24 protein-coding genes are annotated in these 24,131 nt (G+C 72.3%); 13 read left to right on the forward strand and 11 right to left on the reverse strand.

What is annotated here, in order from left to right:
* Window positions 1–43: 43 nt before the first annotated feature.
* The 5 genes from rimO to ACFY4A_RS02835 all read left to right on the forward strand — a co-directional run bounded on the left by rimO (window position 44) and on the right by ACFY4A_RS02835 (window position 4,001).
* Entirely contained in the window at window positions 44–1,516 is a 1,473-nt protein-coding gene (gene rimO, locus ACFY4A_RS02815) for a 30S ribosomal protein S12 methylthiotransferase RimO (protein ID WP_390827638.1), read from the forward strand.
* Window positions 1,513–2,349, forward strand: coding sequence for a CDP-diacylglycerol--glycerol-3-phosphate 3-phosphatidyltransferase (gene pgsA / locus ACFY4A_RS02820; protein ID WP_390827639.1), 837 nt, complete (start codon window positions 1,513–1,515; stop codon window positions 2,347–2,349). The genes rimO and pgsA overlap by 4 nt, the downstream gene beginning before the upstream one ends.
* Window positions 2,346–2,891, forward strand: coding sequence for a CinA family protein (locus tag ACFY4A_RS02825; RefSeq protein ID WP_390827640.1), 546 nt, complete (start codon window positions 2,346–2,348; stop codon window positions 2,889–2,891). Before pgsA ends, ACFY4A_RS02825 begins: the two co-directional genes overlap by 4 nt.
* 109 nt (window positions 2,892–3,000) lie before the next feature.
* Complete coding sequence (locus tag ACFY4A_RS02830; protein WP_390827641.1) at window positions 3,001–3,378, forward strand: helix-turn-helix domain-containing protein; 378 nt, start codon at window positions 3,001–3,003, stop codon at window positions 3,376–3,378.
* Between the two features lie 212 nt (window positions 3,379–3,590).
* The gene (locus ACFY4A_RS02835) at window positions 3,591–4,001 is read left to right on the forward strand and encodes a hypothetical protein (RefSeq protein WP_390827642.1); all 411 of its coding nucleotides are present in this window, start codon (window positions 3,591–3,593) and stop codon (window positions 3,999–4,001) included.
* A gap of 12 nt (window positions 4,002–4,013) precedes the next feature.
* Here ACFY4A_RS02835 and ACFY4A_RS02840 read toward each other — a convergent pair whose 3' ends face one another.
* On the reverse strand, window positions 4,014–4,859 hold the full coding sequence (locus ACFY4A_RS02840; protein WP_390827643.1) for an Fpg/Nei family DNA glycosylase: 846 nt from the start codon (window positions 4,857–4,859) through the stop codon (window positions 4,014–4,016).
* 71 nt (window positions 4,860–4,930) lie between these two features.
* On the reverse strand, window positions 4,931–9,904 hold the full coding sequence (locus tag ACFY4A_RS02845) for an ATP-dependent helicase (protein ID WP_390827644.1): 4,974 nt from the start codon (window positions 9,902–9,904) through the stop codon (window positions 4,931–4,933).
* A gap of 114 nt (window positions 9,905–10,018) precedes the next feature.
* On the opposite strand from ACFY4A_RS02845, the gene ACFY4A_RS02850 reads away from it, so the two are divergent.
* From ACFY4A_RS02850 to ACFY4A_RS02860, 3 genes are read left to right on the forward strand one after another with little or no spacing between them, the layout of a single operon-like run.
* Complete coding sequence (locus tag ACFY4A_RS02850; protein WP_390827645.1) at window positions 10,019–10,984, forward strand: AraC family transcriptional regulator; 966 nt, start codon at window positions 10,019–10,021, stop codon at window positions 10,982–10,984.
* A complete protein-coding gene (locus ACFY4A_RS02855) occupies window positions 10,885–11,631 on the forward strand; it encodes an AzlC family ABC transporter permease (RefSeq protein ID WP_390827646.1) in 747 nt (248 codons plus the stop codon). Before ACFY4A_RS02850 ends, ACFY4A_RS02855 begins: the two co-directional genes overlap by 100 nt.
* A complete protein-coding gene (locus ACFY4A_RS02860) occupies window positions 11,628–11,936 on the forward strand; it encodes an AzlD domain-containing protein (protein ID WP_390827647.1) in 309 nt (102 codons plus the stop codon). The genes ACFY4A_RS02855 and ACFY4A_RS02860 overlap by 4 nt, the downstream gene beginning before the upstream one ends.
* 24 nt (window positions 11,937–11,960) lie before the next feature.
* Here ACFY4A_RS02860 and ACFY4A_RS02865 read toward each other — a convergent pair whose 3' ends face one another.
* Entirely contained in the window at window positions 11,961–12,905 is a 945-nt protein-coding gene (locus tag ACFY4A_RS02865) for a hypothetical protein (RefSeq protein WP_390827648.1), read from the reverse strand.
* 80 nt (window positions 12,906–12,985) lie between these two features.
* Here ACFY4A_RS02865 and ACFY4A_RS02870 point away from each other — a divergent pair, with 80 nt between their 5' ends.
* The 4 genes from ACFY4A_RS02870 (at window position 12,986) to recX (ending at window position 16,692) form a co-directional block, all read left to right on the forward strand.
* Entirely contained in the window at window positions 12,986–13,180 is a 195-nt protein-coding gene (locus tag ACFY4A_RS02870; protein WP_390827649.1) for a DUF3046 domain-containing protein, read from the forward strand.
* Window positions 13,181–13,240: 60 nt separating this feature from the next.
* Entirely contained in the window at window positions 13,241–14,464 is a 1,224-nt protein-coding gene (locus ACFY4A_RS02875) for an AI-2E family transporter (RefSeq protein ID WP_390827650.1), read from the forward strand.
* 275 nt (window positions 14,465–14,739) lie between these two features.
* Window positions 14,740–15,855, forward strand: a complete 1,116-nt coding sequence (recA, locus tag ACFY4A_RS02880) for a recombinase RecA (RefSeq protein WP_390827651.1) — start codon at window positions 14,740–14,742, stop codon at window positions 15,853–15,855.
* A gap of 3 nt (window positions 15,856–15,858) precedes the next feature.
* Window positions 15,859–16,692 carry a recombination regulator RecX gene (recX, locus tag ACFY4A_RS02885; protein ID WP_390827652.1) on the forward strand — a complete coding sequence of 278 codons (834 nt, stop codon included), beginning with the start codon at window positions 15,859–15,861 and terminating at the stop codon, window positions 16,690–16,692.
* 75 nt (window positions 16,693–16,767) lie between these two features.
* Here the strand turns inward: recX and ACFY4A_RS02890 are convergent, their stop codons facing one another.
* The 8 genes from ACFY4A_RS02890 to ACFY4A_RS02925 form a co-directional block, all read right to left on the reverse strand.
* Entirely contained in the window at window positions 16,768–17,190 is a 423-nt protein-coding gene (locus tag ACFY4A_RS02890) for a rhodanese-like domain-containing protein (protein ID WP_390827653.1), read from the reverse strand.
* On the reverse strand, window positions 17,187–17,753 hold the full coding sequence (locus ACFY4A_RS02895; protein ID WP_390827654.1) for a cysteine dioxygenase: 567 nt from the start codon (window positions 17,751–17,753) through the stop codon (window positions 17,187–17,189). The genes ACFY4A_RS02890 and ACFY4A_RS02895 overlap by 4 nt, the downstream gene beginning before the upstream one ends.
* A gap of 122 nt (window positions 17,754–17,875) precedes the next feature.
* On the reverse strand, window positions 17,876–17,962 hold the full coding sequence (locus ACFY4A_RS02900; RefSeq protein WP_348638505.1) for a putative leader peptide: 87 nt from the start codon (window positions 17,960–17,962) through the stop codon (window positions 17,876–17,878).
* An 87-nt stretch (window positions 17,963–18,049) separates the two neighbouring features.
* The gene (locus ACFY4A_RS02905; RefSeq protein ID WP_390827655.1) at window positions 18,050–19,651 is read right to left on the reverse strand and encodes an FAD-dependent monooxygenase; all 1,602 of its coding nucleotides are present in this window, start codon (window positions 19,649–19,651) and stop codon (window positions 18,050–18,052) included.
* Window positions 19,652–19,827: 176 nt separating this feature from the next.
* Window positions 19,828–20,709: an amino acid ABC transporter permease gene (locus ACFY4A_RS02910; RefSeq protein ID WP_390827656.1), complete on the reverse strand. Its 882-nt coding sequence runs from the start codon at window positions 20,707–20,709 to the stop codon at window positions 19,828–19,830.
* A complete protein-coding gene (locus tag ACFY4A_RS02915; RefSeq protein WP_390827657.1) occupies window positions 20,706–21,371 on the reverse strand; it encodes an amino acid ABC transporter permease in 666 nt (221 codons plus the stop codon). Before ACFY4A_RS02915 ends, ACFY4A_RS02910 begins: the two co-directional genes overlap by 4 nt.
* A gap of 75 nt (window positions 21,372–21,446) precedes the next feature.
* Complete coding sequence (locus ACFY4A_RS02920; RefSeq protein ID WP_390827658.1) at window positions 21,447–22,283, reverse strand: glutamate ABC transporter substrate-binding protein; 837 nt, start codon at window positions 22,281–22,283, stop codon at window positions 21,447–21,449.
* A gap of 97 nt (window positions 22,284–22,380) precedes the next feature.
* Window positions 22,381–23,157 (reverse strand): amino acid ABC transporter ATP-binding protein, encoded by a 777-nt coding sequence (locus ACFY4A_RS02925; protein ID WP_390827659.1) that lies wholly within the window; start codon window positions 23,155–23,157, stop codon window positions 22,381–22,383.
* A 284-nt stretch (window positions 23,158–23,441) separates the two neighbouring features.
* Here ACFY4A_RS02925 and ACFY4A_RS02930 point away from each other — a divergent pair, with 284 nt between their 5' ends.
* A complete protein-coding gene (locus tag ACFY4A_RS02930; protein WP_390827661.1) occupies window positions 23,442–24,128 on the forward strand; it encodes a response regulator transcription factor in 687 nt (228 codons plus the stop codon).
* The last annotated feature ends 3 nt before the right edge of the window (window positions 24,129–24,131 follow it).

Consider the following 24,131-nt stretch of genomic DNA (forward strand, 5'->3'; position numbering starts at 1 on the left):
CCGTCGACTTGGGCGGTCAGAGAGACAAAGTAGTCTTGAGCCCATGCCTGAACGCCGTACCGTCGCACTCGTCACTCTCGGCTGCGCCCGTAACGAGGTGGACTCGGAGGAGCTCGCAGGCCGTTTGGAGGCGGACGGCTGGCAGCTCGTGGAGGACGCCGCGGAAGCGGACGTCGCCGTGGTCAACACCTGTGGCTTCGTGGAGGCCGCCAAGAAGGACTCCGTCGACGCCCTCCTCGAGGCCAACGACCTCAAGGACCACGGCAGAACGCAGGCGGTGGTCGCGGTCGGCTGCATGGCCGAGCGGTACGGCAAGGAACTCGCCGAGGCCCTCCCGGAGGCCGACGGCGTGCTCGGCTTCGACGACTACGCGGACATCTCCGACCGCCTCCAGACGATCCTGAGCGGTGGCATCCACGCCTCGCACACCCCGCGCGACCGCCGCAAGCTCCTGCCGATCAGTCCGGCCGAGCGGCAGGACGCCGGCACGGAGGTGGCCATTCCGGGGCACGGCCCCGCGGACCTACCGGAAGGTGTCGCGCCGGCCTCGGGTCCGCGCGCGCCGCTGCGCCGCCGCCTGGACGGCGCCCCGGTCGCCTCGGTCAAGCTCGCCTCCGGCTGCGACCGGCGCTGCTCCTTCTGCGCCATCCCGTCCTTCCGCGGCTCGTTCATCTCCCGTCGCCCGAGCGATGTGCTGAACGAGACGCGGTGGCTGGCCGAGCAGGGCGTCAAGGAGATCATGCTGGTCTCCGAGAACAACACCTCCTACGGCAAGGACCTCGGCGACATCCGCCTCCTGGAGTCCCTGCTGCCCGAGCTCGCCGAGGTCGAGGGCATCGAGCGGGTGCGGGTGAGCTACCTCCAGCCCGCCGAGATGCGTCCCGGGCTGATCGACGTCCTGACCTCCACCCCGAAGGTCGCCCCCTACTTCGACCTGTCGTTCCAGCACTCCGCGCCCGGCGTGCTGCGCGCCATGCGCCGCTTCGGCGACACCGACCGCTTCCTGGAACTGCTCGAGACCATCCGCACCAAGGCCCCCGAGGCCGGCGTGCGGTCCAACTTCATCGTCGGCTTCCCCGGTGAGAGCGATGCCGACCTGGCCGAGCTCGAGCGGTTCCTGAACGGTGCGCGGCTGGACGCCATCGGCGTCTTCGGCTACTCCGACGAGGAGGGCACGGAGGCGGCGACGTACGACGGCAAGCTCGACGAGGACGTCGTCGCCGAGCGGCTGGCGCGTGTCTCCCGGCTGGCCGAGGAACTCGTCTCCCAGCGGGCCGAGGAGCGTGTCGGTCAGACGGTGCGCGTGCTGGTCGAGTCCGCGGACGCCGAGGAGGGCGTCCGCGGTCGGGCGGCGCACCAGGCGCCGGAGACGGACGGCCAGGTGCTGCTCGTGGGCGGCGAGGGCCTGGGCGTCGGTCGTATGGTCGAGGCGAAGGTGGTCGGTACGGAAGGTGTCGACCTGGTGGCCGAGCCGCTGGCGGGCGCGTTCGCGTGGAGCGAGGAGGCGGGCAGATGACGGGAGTCCCGGCATCCGCTGCGGGCGGCTCCTCGGGCGCCCAGGGGAGGGCTGCGGGGGCGGCCTCGCGCCGCGCCGGTGCTGACGGTGCTTCGGGCGCTTCCCGGGTTTCCCGTCCTTCCGCTTCTGCCACTCCCGCTGGTTCCGGTGCGACGGAAGCGGGCGGTGCGGCCGGTGAGACCGCGCGGGCGCGGGGCGCCGGCAAGGCACCGCGTGGCGGGAAGATCGCGGCCGCCGCCGTGAACGAGGCGAGTGTGTGGAACGTCGCCAATCTGCTGACCATGCTCCGGCTGCTGCTCGTGCCCTGCTTCGTCGCCCTGATGCTGGCCGAGGGAGGGTACGACCCGGCATGGCGGTCGCTGGCCTGGGCGGCCTTCGCCATCGCCATGATCACCGACCTGTTCGACGGCCACCTGGCGCGGACGTACAACCTCGTCACCGATTTCGGGAAGATCGCCGACCCCATCGCCGACAAGGCGATCATGGGGGCGGCGCTGATCTGCCTCTCCGGGCTGGGCGACCTGCCCTGGTGGGTGACCGGGGTGATCCTCGGCCGGGAACTGGGAATCACGCTCCTGCGTTTCCTGGTCATCCGCTACGGCGTCATCCCCGCGAGCCGCGGGGGCAAGCTGAAGACGCTCACGCAGGGCGTGGCCGTCGGGATGTACGTACTGGCGCTGACGGGCTGGCTGGCAACGCTGAGGTTCTGGGTGATGGCCGCGGCGGTCGTGCTGACCGTGGTGACGGGCCTTGACTATGTGAGACAGGCCATCGTGCTGCGCAGGCGGGGAATCGCCGAGCAGCGTTCCGCGTTGGAGGAGTCGGAAGCGTGAGTTCGCCGGCCGTCGATGTAGTGAGACTACTCACGGTGAGGGGCGAGACGGTCGCCGTGGCCGAGTCGCTGACCGGTGGCCTGGTCGCGGCGGAGATCACCGCGGTGCCGGGGGCGTCGAAGGTGTTCCGGGGCTCGGTCACCGCCTACGCGACCGAACTCAAGCATCGGCTGCTGGGCGTCGACGCCACCCTGCTGGCCGAGCGGGGAGCGGTGGATCCGCAGGTCGCGGCCCAGATGGCGGCCGGGGTGCGGAAGGCCCTGGAAGCCGACTGGGGCATCGCGACCACCGGGGTCGCCGGCCCCGACCCCCAGGACGGACAGCCCGTCGGGACGGTTTTCGTGGCCGTGGACGGGCCGCGCGTGACGGAAACCGGTGCCGACCGCGGTGGGAAAACGGCCGCGCTGCGGTTGAACGGCGGCCGGGCGGAAATTCGTATGGAGAGTGTACGGAGCGTACTCGCACTGCTTTTGGAGCAGATCGCGGGCGAACAGACCGGAAATGAGCGGGCACAGGATACGGAACGGAACGGGGGGTTTTGATGTTTGCAGCCCTGAGTGAACACGACATCGCTCCCCGCACGGCCGCGGCGCAAGGCGGTACGGTGGGGCGTGAAGGATGCGGCTACGCGGTCCGAGGAGGGAGCCACCGATGATTCTGCTCCGTCGCCTGCTGGGTGACGTGCTGCGTCGGCAGCGCCAGCGCCAGGGCCGTACTCTGCGCGAAGTCTCCTCGTCCGCCCGAGTCTCGCTCGGCTATCTATCCGAGGTGGAGCGGGGGCAGAAGGAGGCTTCCTCCGAGCTGCTCGCCGCCATCTGCGACGCGCTGGACGTACGGATGTCCGAGCTCATGCGGGAAGTGAGCGACGAGCTCGCCCTCGCCGAGCTGGCCCGGTCTGCCGCCGTCACCGAGCCCGTGCCCACGCCGGTTCGCCCGATGCTGGGTTCCGTGTCGGTGACCGGTGTGCCACCGGAACGGGTGACCATCAAGGCGCCCGCCGCCGAGGCGGTGGACGTGGTCGCCGCGTGAGCTGTCGAACGCGCGCGTGAACCGACGCACACGTGGGTGAGGCCCCGGCCGGGGCTTCTCCGGGGAGACCTGGAGAGGCGCGGCCGGGGCCTTCACCTTGTCCGAGGGTTTACGGCGGGTTTCGCCGCGCCCGTTTGCCGGTGCCGGGCGGGGCCGCCATCGTGGAGTCCGGTGCGGCGGTCCGTCGTCGGCTGGAGGTGGTGGTGGGTGCGATGGCGGGGCCGATAGTGCGCTGGGGGGCCGCTCTGGGGCTCGGCGCGGTGTGGTGGTGGGCGGTGCTGCGGCTGCTGCTGTCGGGCGAGGCGGGGGTGCTGGAGGGGGCCGTCGCGGCCGGGGGGTGGGGCCTGAGCCTGCTGCCCGTGCATTGCGTGCCCAAGGAGAGGCGCAAGGAGGGCCGCAAGGAGGCGTCGCAGGAAGAGCCGGACGAGGGGCCGGGCGTGGGGACGGGCAAGGGGCTTGGGGCGTCGCCCCTCGCGGACGGCGGTGGAGCGTCGTTTCCCGCCTCCGAGGGGTGGCCGTACGGCGCCTTCGGGGGGCCGCCCTCCGCCTGCGGGAGATGGCCGTTCGGCACCGCGACGGCATCGCCGCCCCACCGTTCGGATGAGGAATCCGGCCCGTCGTGAGGTCCGGGGCGGTCAACCGGTGGTGCGGTGATGGCGGTCCCGCCACTTCTGCGCGGTGTTCGGCGGCGGTGCGGGTCCTGCCTGGCAGCTCGGACACCAGTATGTGGGCCGCTCCTGGGAGCCGTCGCCCTGGTCAGCCACCCGGACCGAGGTGCCGCAGCGCAGACAGGGGCGGGGTGCCCGGCCGTACACGAACAGGTCCTGGCCCCGCAGGCCGGTGGTCCGGCGGACCACACGGTCGCGGTTGGCCTCCAGAAGTTTCTTGGCCAGGGCGGGCAGCATCGCGGCGCGGTCGGCGGGCAGGGCGCCGGCCGGCAGCCACGGGGTCACGCCGAGCAGGAAGCACAGCTCGCTCTTGTAGACGTTGCCGATGCCGGCCAGATTGCGCTGGTCGAGCAGGGCCTCGCCGAGCGGGCGGCCCGGGTCGGCCAGGAGGTTGGCCAGGGCGAGGTCGGGGTCCCAGTCGGGACCGAGGAGGTCCGGGCCGAGGTGGGCGACGGTGCGCTCATCCTCCGAGGTGCGCAGCAGCTCCAGGACCTGGAGGCGGTAGCCGACGGCCGCGCGGTCGGCGGTGCCGAGGACGGCCCGGATCTGGTGGCCGGGGCCGCCCTTCCAGCGCTCGCCGGTGCCGTACACCTTCCAGGCGCCCTCCATCAGCAGGTGCGAGTGCAGCGTCAGGCCGCCCTCGAAACGGGTGAGCAGGTGCTTGCCGCGGGAGACGGTGTCCAGGACGGTCCGGCCGGTGAGGTCGACCGTGGCGTACTTCGGTACCCGGAAGTCGCTGCGGGTCAGCACCTTGCCCGCGAGGGCGTCGCGCAATCGCCTCGCGGTCTGCCAGACCGTGTCGCCTTCGGGCATGGGTCAAGGGTGACACGTGCGGGTGGGTGGCCACGTACGGGTGCGCGTGTGCGTGGCCCGCGCTGCCCGGATCATGCGCGCAGGCGCAGTCCGCGCGGGGTCGCTATGAAGCCCGCTCCTTCCAGGAGGGCGCCGATGGGGGAGGTCAGGGCCGAGGCACCGTTGACCCGCTCCACCGTCACCGTGCCCAGCGAGCCCGCGCGGGCGGCCGCGGCGAGCGCCTCGGCGCCCTCCCGCAGGCGCGGGTCGTCACCGACCGCGCCGTCCGGGTCGGTCGGCCAGGCCAGCAGCGTCTTGCCGCCGCGCTCCATGTACAGCGCCGGTTCGCCGTCGACGAGCACCACCAGGGAGCCGGCCTTGCGGCCCGGTTTGTGTCCCGCGCCGGTCGGCGGCTCGGGCCACGGCAGGGCGGCGCCGTAGGCGTTCGCGGGGTCGGCGGCGGCGAGGACGATTCCTCTGGTCCCGGCGTCGGCGGTACGGGCACGGCGGTCACCGAAGCCGTTGCCGTACGGGAAGGTCTGCCCACCGCCTCTCGGTCCGCCGTGACCCGGTGAGGCGAGGTCCCGGGGTGAGACGTGGTCACCGGGGGCCGGGCGGCCGGAGTCCAGCCAGTCGACGTCACCGCCGAAGTCACCGCCGAGTTCGGCGGCGGGGAAGCCGGAGCCGATGCCACCGGGGACAGGGGAGCCGTCGCGGGAGCCGAAGCCGCCCGGACCACCGCCCCCGGAGACCGCGCCGGGCAGGCCCTCGCCGCGGTCACGGGCGTTCGCCACCGCGCGCAGCCGGTCCACCGCGCCGTCCATCGCGAACTGCGCGGCACCCAGGCCCTCCACCACGTAGCCCCGCCGGGCGTGGCCGTTGTCCTCGAAGGCGGACAGGACCCGGTACACCGCCGAGAAGCCGCCCTCCACGGCCTCCGCCGCCACCGCACCCCGCGTGACCACGCCGTGCCGGTCGAGGAGGGTACGGGCCAGGGCGTGGGCGCGCACGGTGGGGTCGGGGTCGCGGACCGGCAGCAGCGACCAGCGGCCCGCGACGGTCGGCGGGCCGCTGCGGGACGCGGTGCGGGCGGCGGCCGTCAGCGATCCGTAACGCCCGCGCGGGACCGCGCGCTTGGCCCGGTGCGCGGTGGAACCCGCGGTGCGGCCCGAGCCCAGCAGGGAGCGCATCGGGGCGAGCGTGTCGTTGGTGAGCCGGCCGGACCACGCCAGGTCCCAGAGCGCGTCGGCAAGTTGGGGATCCGTGGCCTCGGGGTGGGTGGTAGCGCGGACCTGGTCGGCGATCTGACGGAAGAACAGGCCGTATCCGCCAAAGAGAGCGTCCAGGACAGACTGGTGGAGCGCGGTCAGCTCCAGTGGGTGCGGGGGCGGCAGGAGCAGCGGGGCCGTGTCCGCCAGGTACAGGGAGACCCAGCCGTCCTTTCCGGGCAGTGCGCCCGCGCCCGCCCACACCACCTCGCCTGCCGCGGTGAGTTCGTCCAGCATCGACGCGGTGTAGTTCGCCACGCGGGACGGCAGGACCAGCTTCTCCAGCGCGGAGGCGGGCACGGACGCGCCCTGCAACTGCTCGACCGCGCGCACCAGTCCGTCGATGCCGCGCAGGCCGTGCCCCTTGCCGATGTGCTGCCACTGCGGCAGGAACTGCGCGAGCGCGGCCGGCGGCACAGGCTCCAACTCGTGCCGCAGCGCGGCCAGCGAACGCCGGCGCAGCCGACGCAGCACGGTCGCGTCGCACCACTCCTGGCCGATGCCCGCCGGATGGAACTCGCCTTGTACGACACGGCCGTTGGCGGCGAGCCGCTGGAGCGCGCCCTCGGTGACCGCCACGCCCAGGCCGAAGCGGGCCGCGGCCGTCGCCGACGTGAACGGGCCGTGGGCGCGGGCGTAGCGCGCCAGGAGGTCGCCCAGGGGGTCCTTCACCGGCTCGGTGAACGCCTCCGGGACGCCCACCGGCAGCGCGGTGCCGAGCGCGTCGCGCAGCCGGCCCGCGTCCTCGATCGCGGCCCAGTGGTCGGCTCCGGCGATCCGGACCCGGATGGCCCGGCGGGCCCCGGCCAGCTCCTGCGCCCAGCCGGGTTCGGCACCCCGCTCGGCCAGCTCGGCCTCGGAGAGCGGACCGAGCAGCCGCAGTACGTCGGCGACGCCTTCGATGTCCTTCACACGGCGGTCCTCGGTCAGCCACTGAAGCTCGCGCTCCAGCTCCACCAGCACCTCGGCGTCGAGCAGTTCGCGCAGCTCGGCCTGGCCCAGCAGCTCGGCCAGCAGCCGCGAGTCCAGCGACAGCGCGGCGGCGCGGCGCTCGGCGAGCGGCGAGTCCCCCTCGTACAGGAACTGGGCGACGTACCCGAACAGCAGCGAACGTGCGAAGGGAGAGGGCTCGGGGGTGGTGACTTCGACCAGGCGCACCCTGCGCGACTCGACGTCGCCCATCAGCTCGACCAGGCCCGGCACGTCGAAAACGTCCTGGAGGCATTCGCGGACCGCCTCCAGCACGATCGGGAAGGAGCCGAACTCGCTCGCCACCTGGAGCAGTTGGGCGGCACGCTGGCGCTGCTGCCACAACGGGGTGCGCTTGCCCGGGTTGCGGCGCGGCAGCAGCAGCGCGCGGGCGGCGCACTCGCGGAAGCGGGAGGCGAACAGGGCCGAGCCGCCGACCTGGTCGGTGACGATCTGGTCGACCTCGCCCTTGTCGAAGGTGACGTCCGCGGCCCCGACGGGCGCCTGCTCCACGTCGTACTCCAGGCCTGCCTTCATCGGCTCCTGGTCGAGCAGGTCCAAGCCCATCAGGTCGGCGTCGGGCAGGCGCAGCACGATGCCGTCGTCGGCGTGCATGACCTGCGCGTCCATGCCGTACCGCTCGGACAGGCGGGCGCCGAGCGCCAGCGCCCAGGGGGCGTGCACCTGGGCTCCGAAGGGAGAGTGCACCACGACCCGCCAGTCGCCCAGCTCGTCGCGGAAGCGCTCCACGACGATCGTCCGGTCGTCGGGGACGTGCCCGCAGGCCGCGCGCTGCTCCTCCAAGTACGACAGCACGTTGTCCGCGGCCCACGCGTCGAGGCCGGCGGCCAGCAGACGCAGCCGGGCGTCCTCGTCCGGCAGGGAGCCGACCTCGCGCAGGAACGCGCCCACCGCGCGGCCCAGTTCCAGCGGGCGGCCCAGCTGGTCGCCCTTCCAGAACGGCAGCCGGCCCGGCACTCCCGGCGCGGGCGAGACCAGGACCCGGTCGCGCGTGATGTCCTCGATGCGCCAGGAGCTCGTGCCGAGCGTGAAGACGTCGCCGACCCGGGACTCGTAGACCATCTCCTCGTCCAGCTCGCCGACCCGGCCGCCGCCCTTCTTGGGGTCCGAGCCGGCGAGGAAGACGCCGAACAGTCCGCGGTCGGGGATCGTGCCCCCGGAGGTGACGGCGAGGCGCTGCGCGCCGGGGCGGCCGGTGACCGTGCCCGCGACGCGGTCCCACACCACGCGCGGGCGCAGCTCCGCGAACGCGTCGGACGGGTAGCGGCCGGCGAGCATGTCCAGGACGGCGGTGAACGCCGACTCCGGCAGCGAGGCGAACGGCGCCGCCCGGCGGACCAGGCCGAGCAGGTCGTCCAGCTGCCAGGTGTCCATGGCCGTCATCGCCACGAGTTGCTGGGCGAGGACGTCCAGCGGGTTGGCGGGCACCTTGAGGGACTCGATGGCGCCGGAGCGCATCCGCTCGGTGACCACCGCGGCCTGGACCAGGTCGCCGCGGTACTTCGGGAAGACCACGCCCGTGGAGACCGCGCCGACCTGGTGTCCCGCGCGGCCGACCCGTTGCAGTCCGGAGGCCACGGACGGCGGGGACTCGACCTGGACGACGAGGTCCACGGCGCCCATGTCGATGCCCAGCTCCAGGCTGGAGGTGGCGACCACCGCGGGGAGCCGGCCCGCCTTGAGATCCTCCTCGACCAGGGCGCGCTGCTCCTTGGACACCGAGCCGTGGTGCGCGCGGGCGATGACCGGCGGCGCGCCGTGCGCCGCGCCGGAGCCGCCCATCAGCTCGGCGGGGGAGTGGTGTTCGTCCAGGGACTCGCCGGTCGCCCGCTCGTAGGCGATCTCGTTGAGCCGGTTGCACAGGCGCTCGGCGAGCCGGCGGGAGTTGGCGAACACGATCGTCGAGCGGTGCGCCTGGACCAGATCGGTGATCCGCTCCTCGACATGCGGCCAGATCGAGGGCCGCTCCGCCCCGTCGCCGCCGTCGGCGACCGGGGAACCTCCCGCCCGTCGCCCACCACCACCCTTATGAGGACGCGCTTCGCGCGACTCGCCTGGATTGCCCAGGTCCTCGACCGGGACGACCACGGACAGGTCGAACTCCTTGCCGGACTCCGGCTGGACGATCTCCACCTTGCGGCGGGGGGACAGATAGCGGGCGATCTCGTCGACCGGACGGACCGTCGCGGACAGGCCGATGCGGCGGGCGGGCCTCGGCAGCAGCTCGTCCAGGCGCTCCAGGGACAGGGCGAGGTGCGCGCCGCGCTTGGTGCCGGCCACCGCGTGCACCTCGTCCAGGATCACCGTCTCCACGCCGGTCAGCGCGTCCCGGGTGGCCGAGGTCAGCATCAGGAACAGCGACTCGGGCGTGGTGATCAGGATGTCCGGCGGGCGGGTGGACAGGGCGCGGCGCTCGGCCGCCGGGGTGTCGCCGGAGCGGATGCCGACCTTCACCTCCGGCTCCGGCAGGCCGAGGCGTACGGACTCCTGGCGGATGCCGGTCAGCGGGCTGCGCAGATTGCGCTCCACGTCCACGGCGAGGGCCTTGAGCGGGGAGACGTACAGTACCCGGCAGCGCTTCTTCGGATCGGCCGGGGGCGGGGTGGAGGCGAGCTGGTCGAGCGCGGCGAGGAAGGCGGCGAGGGTCTTGCCGGAGCCGGTCGGGGCGACCACCAGCACGTCCGAGCCCTCGCCGATGGCCTGCCATGCCCCCGCCTGGGCGGCGGTGGGCGCGGAGAAGGCCCCCGTGAACCAGCCGCGGGTCGCGGGGGAGAAGCCGTCGAGGGCCCGGTGTGCGTCGCTGACCATGAGTCCATCGTGCACCCGCCCACTGACAACGCCTCTGACCTGGGCGTGCCCGGGGTCGCCCGGGGGGCGGCCCCCACGCTCGCCGAGCCGTGCCGGCGACGGAGAATCGGGGGTATGGCGGCAGCGGGTGAGGAGCGGGCGCGGCACTGGCAGTACGAAGAACTGCCCGGTGTCGACCTGCTACGGGCCCGCTACGTCCGCAAGGAGTTCGTGCGGCACACCCACGAGCACTTCGTGATCGCCGCCATCGTCGAGGGCGTGGAGGTGTTCCACCACGGGGGGTCCGACCAGTACGCGGGGCCGGGGGCGCTGGCGCTGGTCAATCCCGACACACCGCACACCGGGAGGGCGGCGGTGCCCGAGGGATGGCGGTACGGCGCGGTGTATCCGGCGCCGGAGCTGGTCGCCGAGATCGCCGCGGAGACCACGGGCATACGCGGAACGCCGGGCTTCGTCCGCCCCGTGCTCGACGATCCGTACGCCGTCGGGCTGGTGCACCAGGTGCTGCGGGCCGCGGACGAGGGCAACGCGCTGGCCGCCGACACCCTGCTACGGGTCGCCGTGACGCGGTTGCTGCGGCTCAACGGCGGGGCACTGCCGCAGCGGGACATACGGACGGCGGGTGCGCGGACCGCGGCACGCGCGCGTGCCGTCCTGGAGGAGCGGATGGCCGAGCCGCCGAGCCTGGAGAGGCTGGCGGCCGACCTGGGCAGCAGCCCGTTCGCGCTGCTGCGAGCCTTCCGCAACGCCTACGGAATGCCGCCGCACACCTGGCTGACCGACGCCCGGGTGCGCCGGGCCAGGCGGTTGCTGGACGCGGGCACCGCGCCCTCCCAGGCCGCCGTCGCCGTCGGCTTCACCGACCAGTCGCACCTGAGCCGGCACTTCTCCCGGATCGTGGGCGTGCCCCCGGGGGCCTACCAGCGCGAGCGCAAGAACGTACAAGACGCCGGGTCCCGGCTCTTCCTACCCTCGGCGCTGTGGCAGAACAGACAGCTCTCGCAGACATACGCGCCGACGACGGAGGAAAGCCCGACGCCGCCGTCGTACGGGACGCCCTGGGGGTCGGGGTCGCCGTAGGACTGTCCGGGTTCGCCTTCGGGGTGACCTCGGCGGGCAGCGGGCTCACGCTCTGGCAGACGTGCGCTCTCAGCCTGCTGGTGTTCACCGGGGCCTCCCAGTTCGCGCTGGTGGGGGCGCTGGCGGCCGGAGGCAACCCGTTCACGGCGGCCGCGGGCGCCTTCTTCCTGGGCGTGCGCAACGCCTTCTACGGACTGCGCCTGTCGCAGCTGCTGGCCCTCCCGCGCGCGGTGCGGCCATTCGCGGCCCAATGGGTCATCGACGAGACCACCGCGGTGACGCTGGCCCAGCCCACGCGGCGCAGCGCGCGGATCGGCTTCACCGTCACCGGGGTCACGCTGTACGTGCTGTGGAACCTCACCACGCTGCTGGGCGCGCTGGGCGCCAAGGCCCTCGGCGACACCGACGCGTGGGGCCTGGACGCGGCCGGGCCGGCCGTGTTCCTGGCGCTGCTGGCGCCGATGCTGAAGACCGCCACCGAGCGGGCCGTCGCCGCTCTGGCCGTACTGCTCGGGCTCGGTCTGCTGCCCGTGCTGCCGGCCGGGGTGCCGGTCCTGGCGGCCGCGCTCGCCGCGCCGGCCGTGCTCTACCTGCGGGGCCGTCGCCGGAGCGGCGCCCGTGACGACGTACGAGAGGGAGATCGTTGAACATCTGGATCGCGGTGGCGGTGACCGCTGTCGGCTGCTACGCCGTCAAGCTGGCCGGGCTGCTCGTTCCGGCGGGTGCCCTGGAGCGGCCACTGGTGAAGCGGCTCGCCGCGCTGCTGCCCGTCGCCCTGCTGGCCGCGCTCACCGCCCAGCAGACGTTCGCCGACGGGCGCACGCTCGTGCTGGACGCGCGGGCGGCCGGGCTCGCGGCCGCCGCCGTGGCGCTGCTGCTGCGGGCGCCGTTCCTGGTCGTGGTCGGCGCGGCCGTGGTGGTGACGGCCGGGGTGCGGGCCCTGACCGGATGAGCCGGGGCGCGTACCGGTGGCGGCTCAGCCGATGGGCCGGCCGTAGGCCCTGAGGGTGCGCAGCGCCTCGATCGTGACCAAGGGGCGCGCCTCCAGCGCGGTGCCCGGAGCCCACTGGCGCCACGTGACCGGCCAGCCGCCGTCCTGCTCCTGGCGGCCGGCCAGGAAGTCCAGGGAGCGTTTCATCTCCTCGTCCGTGAACCACGCGCGCGCCAGGGAGCCGGGTGCCCGCGCGTAGTCGTGCGGGAAGTGGTGCTCCCCGGGTGCGTAGCCCGGTGCGACCGGGTAGGCATCCGGCCGCTCCGGGTCCAGCACCGCCAGGCGGTGGTCGCGCACCAGACGGCCGAGCCGGTCGGCGGCCGCACGCGCGCGCGTGCGGCCGGGTGCGGAGTCCAGGAAGGTGACGGCCGCCTCGATCTCGTACGGGTGGGAGGTCTCCAGCGACTCGACCCGCTGCCAGCAGAAGTCGGTGGCCCGGAACAGCCAGGCGTGCCACACCTCGTTGCGGTGCAGCAGGCCCACCACCGGTCCGGTGGCCAGGAGGTCGCTCGGCGGGTCGTCCACGATCGGCACGAAGGGTGCCGCCGGATAGCCGCGCTGGCCGGGATGGACCGCGGGCAGCGCGCCGTCGGGGGTGGAGACGGAGGTCAGATAGCGGCACACGCGCTCCACCCGCTGTCCGCCGCAGCGGCCCACGGTGTCCAGCACGCGCAGCGCGTGCGCGGTGTGCAGCGGCTGGCTGACGGGGCCGCGCAGATCGGGCTCCAGCGCGTGACCGTACCCGCCGTCCTCGTTGCGGTAGGCGTCCAGCGCGGTCTCCACCGGATCCGCGCCGCCGTTCAGGAAGTGGTAGGCGAACAGCCGCTGCTCCAGCACGCGCGCGGTGAGCCACACGAAGTGCTCGGCGCGGAACAGCGGGGAGGACGCCGGGGGCGGTTGGGGAGAAGGGGGAGCTCCGGTCTCGGCCATGCGTCAGACCGTAGGGCGGAAAGCGGTCTCCCCAAGTGGCCCCGGAACGAGGTCACCCGCAGGGGCGGGATACTGGGATCATGCGGTTGACGGTCTTCTGGGAGCGGATGGCGGAGCACTTCGGCGCGGGGTACGCCGACACCTTCGCGCGCGACCACGTGATGTCGGAGCTCGGCGGGCGCACGGTGCACGAGGCGCTGGCGGACGGCTGGGACGCGAAGGACGTGTGGCGCGTGGTGTGCCAGGTCATGAACGTTCCGCGGGAGAAGCACTGACCGGCCACGAGGATCGCGGGCCGGTGCCGCGCCGTCGGCGGCGTCGGCGAGACTTGCACCGTGGCACCCACTGACGAGACCGGGCAGACGGCCCCGCACGCATCCCCGTTCGCTACGACGCCGCCTCCCCGGTCTCCGGTACCGGCCGAGGGCGCCGCCGGGCCGGGCTCCCGCATGCCCCGCTGGCTGCCGCGCGCCATGGTGCTCGCGATCGGCCTCGTCGCCGCCTTCCAGCTCGGCAGCTGGGCCTTCCACCAGCTGACCGGCCTGCTCCTCAACGTGCTCATCGCGTTCTTCCTGGCCCTCGCCATCGAGCCCGCGGTCAGCCGCATGGCCGCCGGCGGGATGCGGCGGGGACTCGCGACCTTCCTGGTGTTCCTCGGTCTGACGATCGCGGCGGCGGGCTTCGTGACGCTGCTCGGCTCGATGCTCGCCGGGCAGATCATCAAGATGGTCGAGGGCTTCCCGGAGTACCTCGACTCCGTCATCAACTGGGTCAACACCACGTTCCACACCGAGCTCAGACGGGTGGACGTGCAGGAGGGCCTGCTCCACTCCGACTGGCTGCGCAAGTACGCGCAGACCAGCGCCGCGGGCGTGCTCGACGTGTCCGCCCAGGTGCTCGGGGGCCTGTTCCGGCTGCTGACGATCGCCCTGTTCTCGTTCTACTTCGCCGCCGACGGTCCGCGGCTGCGCCGCACCATCTGCTCCCTGCTGCCGCCCGCCCGCCAGGCGGAGGTGCTGCGCGCGTGGGAGATAGCCGTCGACAAGACCGGCGGCTACCTGTACTCGCGCGGCCTGATGGCGCTCATCTCGGGGATCGCCCACTACGTCCTGCTCCAGGCCCTGGGAGTGCCGTACGCGCTCGTGCTCGGTGTCTGGGTGGGCCTGGTCTCGCAGTTCATCCCCACCATAGGGACCTATCTCGCGGGCGCCCTGCCGATGCTGATCGCCTTCACGGTCGACCCCTGGTACGCGGTGTGGGTGCTGGTCTTCGTGGTGATCTACCAGCAGTTCGAGAACTACGTGCTGCAACCCAAGCTGACCGCGAGGACCGTGGACATCCATCCCGCGGTCGCCTTCGGCTCGGTCATCGCCGGCACCGCCCTGCTCGGCGCCGTGGGCGCGCTGATCGCCATTCCCGCGGTCGCCACCCTCCAGGCCTTCCTGGGCGCCTATGTGAAGCGGTACGCCGTCACGGACGACCCCCGCGTCCACGGCCACCGACGCGGCCCGGTCCCGGGCCTGCTCGCCCGCGCGCGCCGGCTGTGGCGGGCCCGGTAGGGCGTACTCGGCAGTGCGTCGCGGCGCCCTGCGCGATCGGCGTTCCCGGGAAGGAGGGGCGTGCTCCGGTGCCGCTCGGCGCGCTTGACACAGAAATCGAACATCCATTCTTATGGGAGCTCCGGCGAGGCCTAACGGAAGGGATTTCGCCCCGTTTCGGGCGGAGAAGTACCTGAGTTATCCACAGGCCGGACGTGCGTCGGGGCGCATTGTCAGTGGCAGGCGTTAGCGTCTTTGACGTGAAGCGATCGACTCAAGCAAACCGGGTGGAACCCATGGCAGGAACCGACCGCGAGAAGGCGCTCGACGCCGCGCTCGCACAGATTGAACGACAGTTCGGCAAGGGCGCGGTCATGCGCATGGGCGAGCGGTCGAAGGAGCCGATCGAGGTCATCCCGACCGGGTCGACCGCGCTCGACGTGGCCCTCGGCGTCGGTGGCCTGCCGCGCGGCCGTGTCGTGGAGATCTACGGACCGGAGTCCTCCGGTAAGACGACCCTGACCCTGCACGCGGTGGCGAACGCGCAGAAGGCGGGCGGCCAGGTCGCGTTCGTGGACGCGGAGCACGCCCTCGACCCCGAGTACGCGAAGAAGCTCGGCGTCGACATCGACAACCTGATCCTCTCCCAGCCGGACAACGGCGAGCAGGCCCTGGAGATCGTGGACATGCTGGTCCGCTCCGGCGCCCTCGACCTCATCGTCATCGACTCCGTCGCCGCGCTCGTCCCGCGCGCGGAGATCGAGGGCGAGATGGGCGACAGCCACGTGGGTCTCCAGGCCCGGCTGATGAGCCAGGCCCTGCGCAAGATCACCAGCGCGCTCAACCAGTCCAAGACCACCGCGATCTTCATCAACCAGCTCCGCGAGAAGATCGGCGTGATGTTCGGCTCCCCGGAGACCACGACCGGTGGCCGGGCGCTGAAGTTCTACGCCTCGGTGCGCATCGACATCCGCCGCATCGAGACCCTGAAGGACGGCACGGAGGCGGTCGGCAACCGGACCCGTTGCAAGGTCGTCAAGAACAAGGTCGCGCCGCCCTTCAAGCAGGCCGAGTTCGACATCCTCTACGGCCAGGGCATCAGCCGCGAGGGCGGTCTGATCGACATGGGCGTGGAGCACGGCTTCGTCCGCAAGGCCGGCGCCTGGTACACGTACGAGGGCGACCAGCTCGGCCAGGGCAAGGAGAATGCGCGCAACTTCCTGAAGGACAACCCCGACCTGGCCAACGAGATCGAGAAGAAGATCAAGGAGAAGCTGGGCGTCGGGGTGCGGCCGGAGGAGCCGACCACGGAGCCGGGCGCGGACGCCGCGGTCACCACCGCCGCGGACGACACGGCCAAGGCGGCGCCCGCCAAGGCCACCAAGCCCAAGGCCGCCTCGGCCAAGAGCTGACCCGTGACACGGCGAACCGACTGGGCCGAGTACGAGTACGAGTACAAGCACGCCGCCTTCGGTGCCCCACGGGGGAGGGGCACCGGGGACGCACTCGGCTCGGACACGGACGGAGACGGCGTGCACGGGAACGCCGAGCCGGGCGGTGGTGTGCCCGGGGACGACGGCGGACAGCGGCGCGCGGGTGGCCCACCCATGGGTGGTGCGCGCCGGGGCGGCTCGCGTGACGGCGGGCCGCGCGGTGGACGCGGGGGCCGTCGGCGCGGCTTCGGTGAGGCGTCCGCCGAGGACGGGGGCACCCTCTCCTCGTCGAGGGCTGGGCGGGGGGAGCCTCCGGGGGACCCGGTGGAGCAGGCGCGCGCCATCTGCCTGCGCCTGCTCACCGGGACCCCGCGCACTCGCAAGCAGCTCGCGGACGCCCTGCGCAAGCGGGAGATCCCGGACGAGGCGGCGGACGAGGTCCTGTCCAGGTTCGCGGAGGTCGGGCTGATCGACGACAGCGCGTTCGCGGACGCCTGGGTGGAGTCCCGGCACCACGGGCGCGGACTGGCCCGGCGCGCTCTCGCCCGGGAGCTGCGGACCAAGGGCGTCGACGCGGCACTGATCGACGAGGCCGTCGGCCGGCTCGACGCCGAGCAGGAGGAGGCCACCGCGCGCGAGCTCGTCGCCCGCAAACTGCGCTCCACCCGCGGCCTCGACCGCGACAAACGGCTGCGCCGCCTCGCCGGGATGCTCGCCCGCAAGGGCTACTCCGAGGGCCTGGCCCTGCGCGTGGTCCGGCAGGCGCTGGAGGAGGAGGGCGAGGACACGGACTTCCTCGCCGACGAGGGGTACTGAGCCGGAGTCCGCCGGGCGGCCGGAGCCGGGAGGCACCAACACCACGGGGTGCGCGGGCTCAGCGTGCGATTCCCTCTACGACGACTGGACTCGGCCGTCCCACGGCGCCACCGGCAGCCCGGCCGAGCGCCATGCCTGGAAGCCGCCCACCAGGTCGGTCGCTCGGAGCAGCCCCAACTGGTGCAGGGACGCGGCCGCGAGACTCGACGCGTAGCCCTCGTTGCAGACGACGACCACGCGCAGGTCGTGGCCGGTGGCCTCGGGGACACGGTGGCTGCCCAGGGGGTCCAGCCGCCACTCCAGCTCGTTGCGCTCCACGACGAGGGCGCCCGGGATCAGGCCGTCCCTCACGCGCAGCGTGGCGTAGCGGATGTCCACCAGGAGGGCGTCGCCGGCCCGGGCGGCCGCGTACGCCTCGCGCGCCCCGACGCGTTCGTAGCCCTGGCGGACCCGCTCCAGCAACTCGTCGATTCCAACGGGTGGTTGAGGTGTGCTCACTGCCAGTCCTCCGGGCGCTCGACCTGCTCGAGGCGCAGCGTCTGCCCGGTGCGGCTGTAACGGCGGATGCGGGGCAGCGGCGGGTGGTAGGCGTGCACGGAGACGGCGTACCGGTCGGTGGACTCGTTGAGCACCTCGTGCACGTGGTGGCGGCCGAAGGAGCGGCCCCGCCCCGCCGGGAGCCGCCGTTCGCGGTCCACGCCGTCGGTGAGTTCGAGGGTCTTCCAGCCGTCGGTGGGCAGCCGGGCGGCGAGCGAGTTCTCCTTCAACTCGCCCGCGGCGGTGAGGAAGGCGCCGACCGAGTCGGCGTGGTCGTGCCAGCCCGTGCCGGTGCCGGGCGGCCAGCCGATCAGCCAGGCCTCACTGCCACCGGGCCCGTCCAGGCGCACCCAGGTGCGGCCCTCCGGGTCGAGCGGAAGCGAGGCGATCAATTCGGTGTCGGCGGTGGTGCGCCGTACGAAGTCGAGGAGTTCCGCCTGCGTCGGCCCCTGCGCGGAGCGGGCGGGGGAGGAGTCGGCGGGGGAGAAGTCGGAAGCGGAGGACCCGAGGGGCGAGACAGACACGTACACCGTCCTGAAGAGCGTTCGCGGAGGGCGCGCGGCGGCACAGGGCACGGACGTACGGGTGTGGGGACGTCCGGATGTGTGCGGGTCGGGCGGCGCGCACCGGGGGAGGGGAGGCGAGTTCAACAGGCCGGACGACACACGCAGCCCGCATAGCGGACGAGGTCCATGTGGACCCTCCGCCACAGGCGCACATCGGTGTCGGTCACGTTCGGGAGTAGACCATGGCGGTGCCGACCGGTCAAACGCCGTCACCTGTGGACCGCACAGCGCGTACGGTCCACAGGACTCCGCGGTCAGCGCGCGCCCGCCTCGGCACGGTCCCCGGCATGTCCGGCGCCGCCCAGTGCGGTCTCCGCCGCGCTGTACAGGTCGGCCGGGCGCACTCCGCTCAGCGCGGTGACCAGGTGCCCGTCGGGCCGTACCAGGAGGACGGTGTGGGGAGCGGCGCCCGGGTAGGTCTCGGCGACCAGCAGCTCGGCGGGGTGCGGCAGCGCGGTCACCGCGGCGGCCAGCCGGGGCATGACGCCGGCGCTCACCCAGTGCCGGCGCTCCCACACACCGGTACCCGGCGCGATCAGCACCACGAGCAGCGCCCCCCGGCCCAGCCGGTCCCTCAGGGGCACGAAGGAGCCGTCCTCCGCGGTCACCACCACATCGGCGACCGGGGCGCCGGCCGGCGTGTCCACGAGCACCTCCCCGTCGAGGGTCGGGGGCGTGAGCGGCGAGTCCGCGTACGCCCCCGGCGCCCCCAGCGACCCGCGCCCCAGATGGCCGTCCATCAGCAGGGCATCGTGTCCACGGCCGGACCCGGGCACCAAGGACCGCAGTCCGCCGCCCCCGCGCAGCACCGGCAGCAGCTGGTCGGCGCCGCGCAGCCGGGCGGCGACGATCGCGCGCCGCTCGGTCTGGTAGCTGTCCAGCAGCGCCTCGTGCGGCCCGTGGTGCCAGGCCGGGGCCAGCTTCCAGGCGAGGTTGTCGGCGTCCCGCAGGCCCTCGTCCAGCCCCTGGGTGCCGAGCGCGCCCAGCAGATGGGCCGCGTCCCCGGCGAGGAAGACCCGCCCGGCGCGCCAGCGGCGGGCCACCCGGTGGTGGACCGTGTGGACCCCGGTGTCCAGGAGTTCGTACGACGGCGAGGGTTCGCCGGTCCAGCCGGTGAGGGTCTCCCGGATGCGGGCGAGCAGCAGTTCGGGCGTGACCAGGTCCTTGCCGGGCGGCAGCAGCCAGTCCAGCCGCCACACGCCGTCCGGGAGCGGACGGGCGGCGATCTCCCCGGCGAAGGGGCCCGTCGCGCGCCACGGCGGCAGCCGGTGGAGGAACGCTTCGCCGGGCCGGGGCAGTTCGGTGCGCACCGCGGCGACGGCGTGCCGCTCGACGGCCGTACGGCCGGGGAAGCGGATGTCCTGGAGCTTGCGCACGGTCGAACGCGGGCCGTCGCAGCCGACCAGGTAACTGCCCCGCCACCACGTGCCGCCCGGGCCGCGGGTGTGCACGGTGACTCCCGTGGACTCCTGCTCCATGCTGTCGAGCCGGCTGTCCACGGCGAGTTCGATCAGCGGTTCGCGGGCGACGGCGGCGCGCAGGGCGCCGGTCAGAACGTGCTGGGCGATGTGCAGCAGGGCGGGGTCGGCGTCGTCGAAGGCGATCTCGCGCATCACCTGTTTGCGCCGCAACGACCGCCATCCGGCCCAGCGGAGCCCTGCCCCGCCGAGCGGCGCACCGGCCAGGCGCTCCACGAGCGCGGTGGTGTCCTCGCGCAGGACGACCGTGCGCGCGGCGCGCGGGGCGTCCCTGCCGGATCCCTCGTCGAGCACGACGGACGGCACCTCCTGACGCGCCAGCGCCAGGGCGAGCGTGAGCCCGACGGGCCCCGCTCCGACGACGATCACCGGGTCCACGGCGCGGCGCCCCCTGCCCGCAGCGGTGTCCTGACGGACAGGCGTGAAGAAGAAGCCGGAGCAGGGTGCACGATCACAGAACGTATGCAACCCATTGCCGCTGCTTGCGTCAAGTGACGGGGGCGGTGGTGATCACTCCACTGCCCCCGTGTCACTTCTGCCGGGTTGAGCGGCCGTCAGACGGTTCCCGTCGACTCGGCGCCCGCCACCGCCGCAGGCGGAAGGACCGCGCCCGTCGACTTCTTCCCGCGCCTCAGCCGCTGCTCCAGCCAGCTCGCGAAGCTGGTGAGGCTGAAGTTGATCGCCACGAAGAGCAGGGCCACGATCGTGAAGCTGGCGATGGTGTTCGCTCCGTAGTAGGAGCTCATGGGGGACACGGCGGCCAGCAGGTCCGGGAAGGTGAGGACGGCGCCGCCGAGCGCGGTGTCCTTCACGATGACCACCAACTGGCTGACGATCGCCGGCAGCATGGCGGTGACCGCCTGCGGCAGCAGGACCGACGTCATGGTCTGGGTCTTGCGCAAGCCGATCGCCTGCGCGGCCTCCGTCTGGCCCTTGGGAAGAGCGAGGATGCCCGCGCGGACGATCTCCGCGAGCACCGAGGCGTTGTAGAGCACCAGACCGGTGACGACGGCGTACAGCGGCCGGTCGTCCGAGCTGACGTTGCTGTAAGCGGCGAACAGCGCCGTACCGAAGATCATCAGGATCAGCACCGGAATGGCGCGGAAGAACTCCACGACCACCGCGGCCGGAATCCTGATCCAGGCGTGGTCGGAGAGGCGCGCGATGCCGAAGGCCGCGCCGAGCGGCAGCGCGATGAGCATCGACAGGGCCGCCGCGATCAGCGTGTTCTTCAGCCCGGGCAGGATGTACGTGGTCCACGCCTCGGAGCCGGAGAAGAACGGCTTCCACTTCTCCCAGTCCAGCTGGCCCTTGTCACTCAGGCTCTGGAACACCCACCACACCAGCGCCGCGCAGGCGAGGACGAACACGACCGTGTAGAGGACGTTGCGCCGCTTGGCCCTGGGCCCCTGGGCGTCGTACAGCACGGAGGTCATCGCTTCACCGCCACCTTCTTGCCCACCCAGCCGAGGATCAGACCGGTCGGCAGCGTCAGGCACACGAAGCCGAACGCGAAGACCGCAGAGATCAGCAGGAGTTGTGCCTCGTTCTCGATCATCTTCTTCATCAGCAGGGCCGCCTCGGCCACGCCGATCGCCGCCGCCACCGTGGTGTTCTTGGTCAGCGCGATCAGCACGTTGGCGAGCGGGCCGACCACCGAGCGGAACGCCTGCGGCAGCACGACCAGGGTCAGCACCTGGGTGAAGCTCAGCCCGAGGGCGCGGGCCGCCTCCGCCTGGCCGACCGGCACCGTGTTGATGCCGGAGCGGATCGCCTCGCAGACGAACGCCGCGGTGTAGGCGATCAGACCCAGCACGGCGAGGCGGAAGTTGATGGTGTCGAAGTCCTGCGCACCGAGGTTGACACTCAGCGTCTGGTTCATGCCCAGCGAGGTGAACAGGATGATCACCGTCAGCGGGATGTTCCGCACGACGTTGACGTAGGCGGTGCCGAAACCGCGCATGAGCGGCACCGGGCCGACGCGCATGGCGGCCAGCAGGGTGCCCCAGACCAGGGAGCCGGCGGCCGAGAGCAGGGTGAGCTGCACGGTCACCCAGAAGGCTCCCAGCAGGTCGTAGCCTTGAAGAAAGTCGAACACGATCTCCCGCGCTTCCGCGTGTGGTGGGCCCCGGTGCGCCGCCCTGCACGGGCGGCGCACCCGGCGGGCGCTGACTCAGCTCTTGATGTCGCCGATCTTCGGCGCGGGCTCGTTCTTGTAGTTCGCCGGACCGAAGTTGGCCTCGACGGCCTTCTCCCACGAACCGTCGGCGACCATGTCCTCAAGGGCCTTGTTGATCTTGTCCTTGAGGTCGCTGCCCTTCTTGACGCCGATGCCGTAGTTCTCGTTGGTCATCTTGAGGCCGCCCAGCTTGAACTTGCCCTTGAACTGCTCCTGGGAGGCGTAACCGGCGAGGATCGAGTCGTCCGTCGTCAGCGCGTCGATCGCCTTGTTCTGCAGGCCGGTCAGACAGGCGGAGTACGTCGGGTACTGCTGGAGGTTCGCCTTGGGCGCCAGCTTGTCCTTGACGTTCTGGGCCGACGTCGAACCGGTGACCGAGCACAGCTTCTTGCTGTTCAGGTCGGCCGGCGACTTGATCGAGTCGTCGTCGGCGCGGATCAGCACATCCTGGTGGGCCAGCAGGTAGGGGCCGGCGAAGTCGACCTTCTGCTCGCGCTCCGGGGTGATCGAGTACGTGGCGGTGATGAAGTCCACGTCGCCACGCTGGAGCATGGTCTCGCGGTCGGCGCTCTTGGACTCCTTCCACTCGATCTGGTTCTCGTCGTAACCGAGCTTCTTGGCAACGTACTTGGCCACGTCGACGTCGAATCCGGAGTAGCCCTGCGGGGTCTTCTGGCCGAGGCCCGGCTGGTCGAACTTGATGCCGACGGTGATCTTCTTGCCACCGCCGGACGCCCCCTCGTCCTTCTTGTCGTTCGAGCCGCACGCCGTCGCCGAGAGGGCGAGGGCGAGGGCGACGGCCGAGGCGGCGGTGACCTTGCGGAGCTTCATGCGAACTTCCTTCGGTGTTGAGGAGATGAGAGCCGTCGGGACGGCGACGGCACGATCACGGGCCGGTGGCGCACGGCGCCACCGGCGGGCCGCCGCGTCAGTGGTGCAGGATCTTCGAAAGGAAGTCCCTGGCCCGGTCGCTGCGCGGGTTGCTGAAGAACTGGTCGGGCGCAGCCTGTTCGATGATCCGGCCGTCGGCCATGAAGACCACCCGGTTCGCGGCCGATCGGGCGAAGCCCATCTCGTGGGTGACGACGACCATCGTCATGCCGTCCCGGGCGAGTTGCTGCATGACCTCCAGCACCTCGTTGATCATCTCCGGGTCGAGCGCGGAGGTCGGTTCGTCGAACAGCATGACCTTCGGGTCCATGGCCAGCGCCCGCGCGATGGCCACGCGCTGCTGCTGGCCGCCGGAGAGCTGCGCGGGGTACTTGTCGGCCTGCGCGCCCACTCCGACCCGGTCGAGCAGTTCCCGGGCCCGGTCCTCGGCCTTCTTCTTGTCCGTGCGGCGGACCTTGACCTGGCCGAGCATCACGTTCTCGAGCACGGTCTTGTGCGCGAAGAGGTTGAAGGACTGGAAGACCATGCCGACGTCGGCGCGCAGCCGGGCCAGCTCCTTGCCCTCCTGGGGCAGCGGCTTGCCGTCGATCGTGATGGTGCCCGAATCGATGGTCTCCAGGCGGTTGATGGTGCGGCACAGGGTGGACTTGCCGGACCCGGAGGGCCCGATGACCACGACGACCTCGCCGCGGGCGATCGTCAGCTCGATGTCCTGGAGCACGTGCAACGCGCCGAAGTGCTTGTTGACGCTCTTCAGGACGACCAGATCGGCGGTCGAGGCCACGTCTTCCTTGGCCATCGATACTTCGGTCATCGCTTTCAGGCTCCGTCCTCCTCGGTTTCGGGGGACAGTATCGACCGATGCGATCTGCGTCATTACATCTGAGGGAGATCTGAGCATCACGATCCGGTAGCGGTCGCACACAGGTCGTAGCGCGACCGGGCGGGGCACGTACCGGCTGGATAACGACACACGGTGCGCAACCGGAACCCCCTTGACGCCGTCCGCGTCCATCGGCGTCACTGCCATGGTGCACGCGCGCGTGCACCACCTTTACACACCGTGACCGTACGACTCATGAACCGGAGGGGGCCGGAATGCGACTGCTCCTCGTCGAGGACGACAACCACGTCGCCGCCGCCCTGTCCGCGGTCCTGGCGCGGCACGGGTTCGACGTCACGCACGCCCGCAGCGGCGAGGAGGCCCTCCAGGCGCTCGTCCCCGAGAGCGCCTGCTTCGGCGTGGTCCTGCTCGACCTGGGCCTGCCCGACCAGGACGGCTACGAGGTGTGCGCCAGGATCCGCAAGCGCACCAGCACCCCGGTGATCATGGTCACCGCCCGCTCCGACGTCCGTTCCCGCATCCACGGCCTCAACCTCGGCGCCGACGACTACGTGGTGAAGCCCTACGACACCGGGGAGCTGCTCGCCCGTATCCACGCCGTCAGCCGCCGCATCGCCCACGAGGACGCGGGCGCCGCCGGCGAGAGCACGCTGCGCCTGGGCGCGGTGCACATCGAACTGCCCACCCGGCAGGTCAGCGTGGACGGCGTGGTCGTCCAGCTCACCCGCAAGGAGTTCGACCTGCTCGCGCTGCTCGCCCAGCGCCCCGGGGTGGTCTTCCGGCGGGAGCAGATCATCAGCGAGGTGTGGCAGACCAGTTGGGAGGGCACCGGACGGACCCTGGAGGTGCACGTCGCCTCCCTGCGCTCCAAGCTGCGCACACCGGCGCTCATCGAGACCGTACGCGGCGTCGGTTACCGCCTCGTCGCCCCGGCCGCCTAGCGG

The sequence above is a fragment of the Streptomyces sp. NPDC001292 genome (genome assembly GCF_042896465.1).
Lineage (GTDB): Bacteria > Actinomycetota > Actinomycetes > Streptomycetales > Streptomycetaceae > Streptomyces.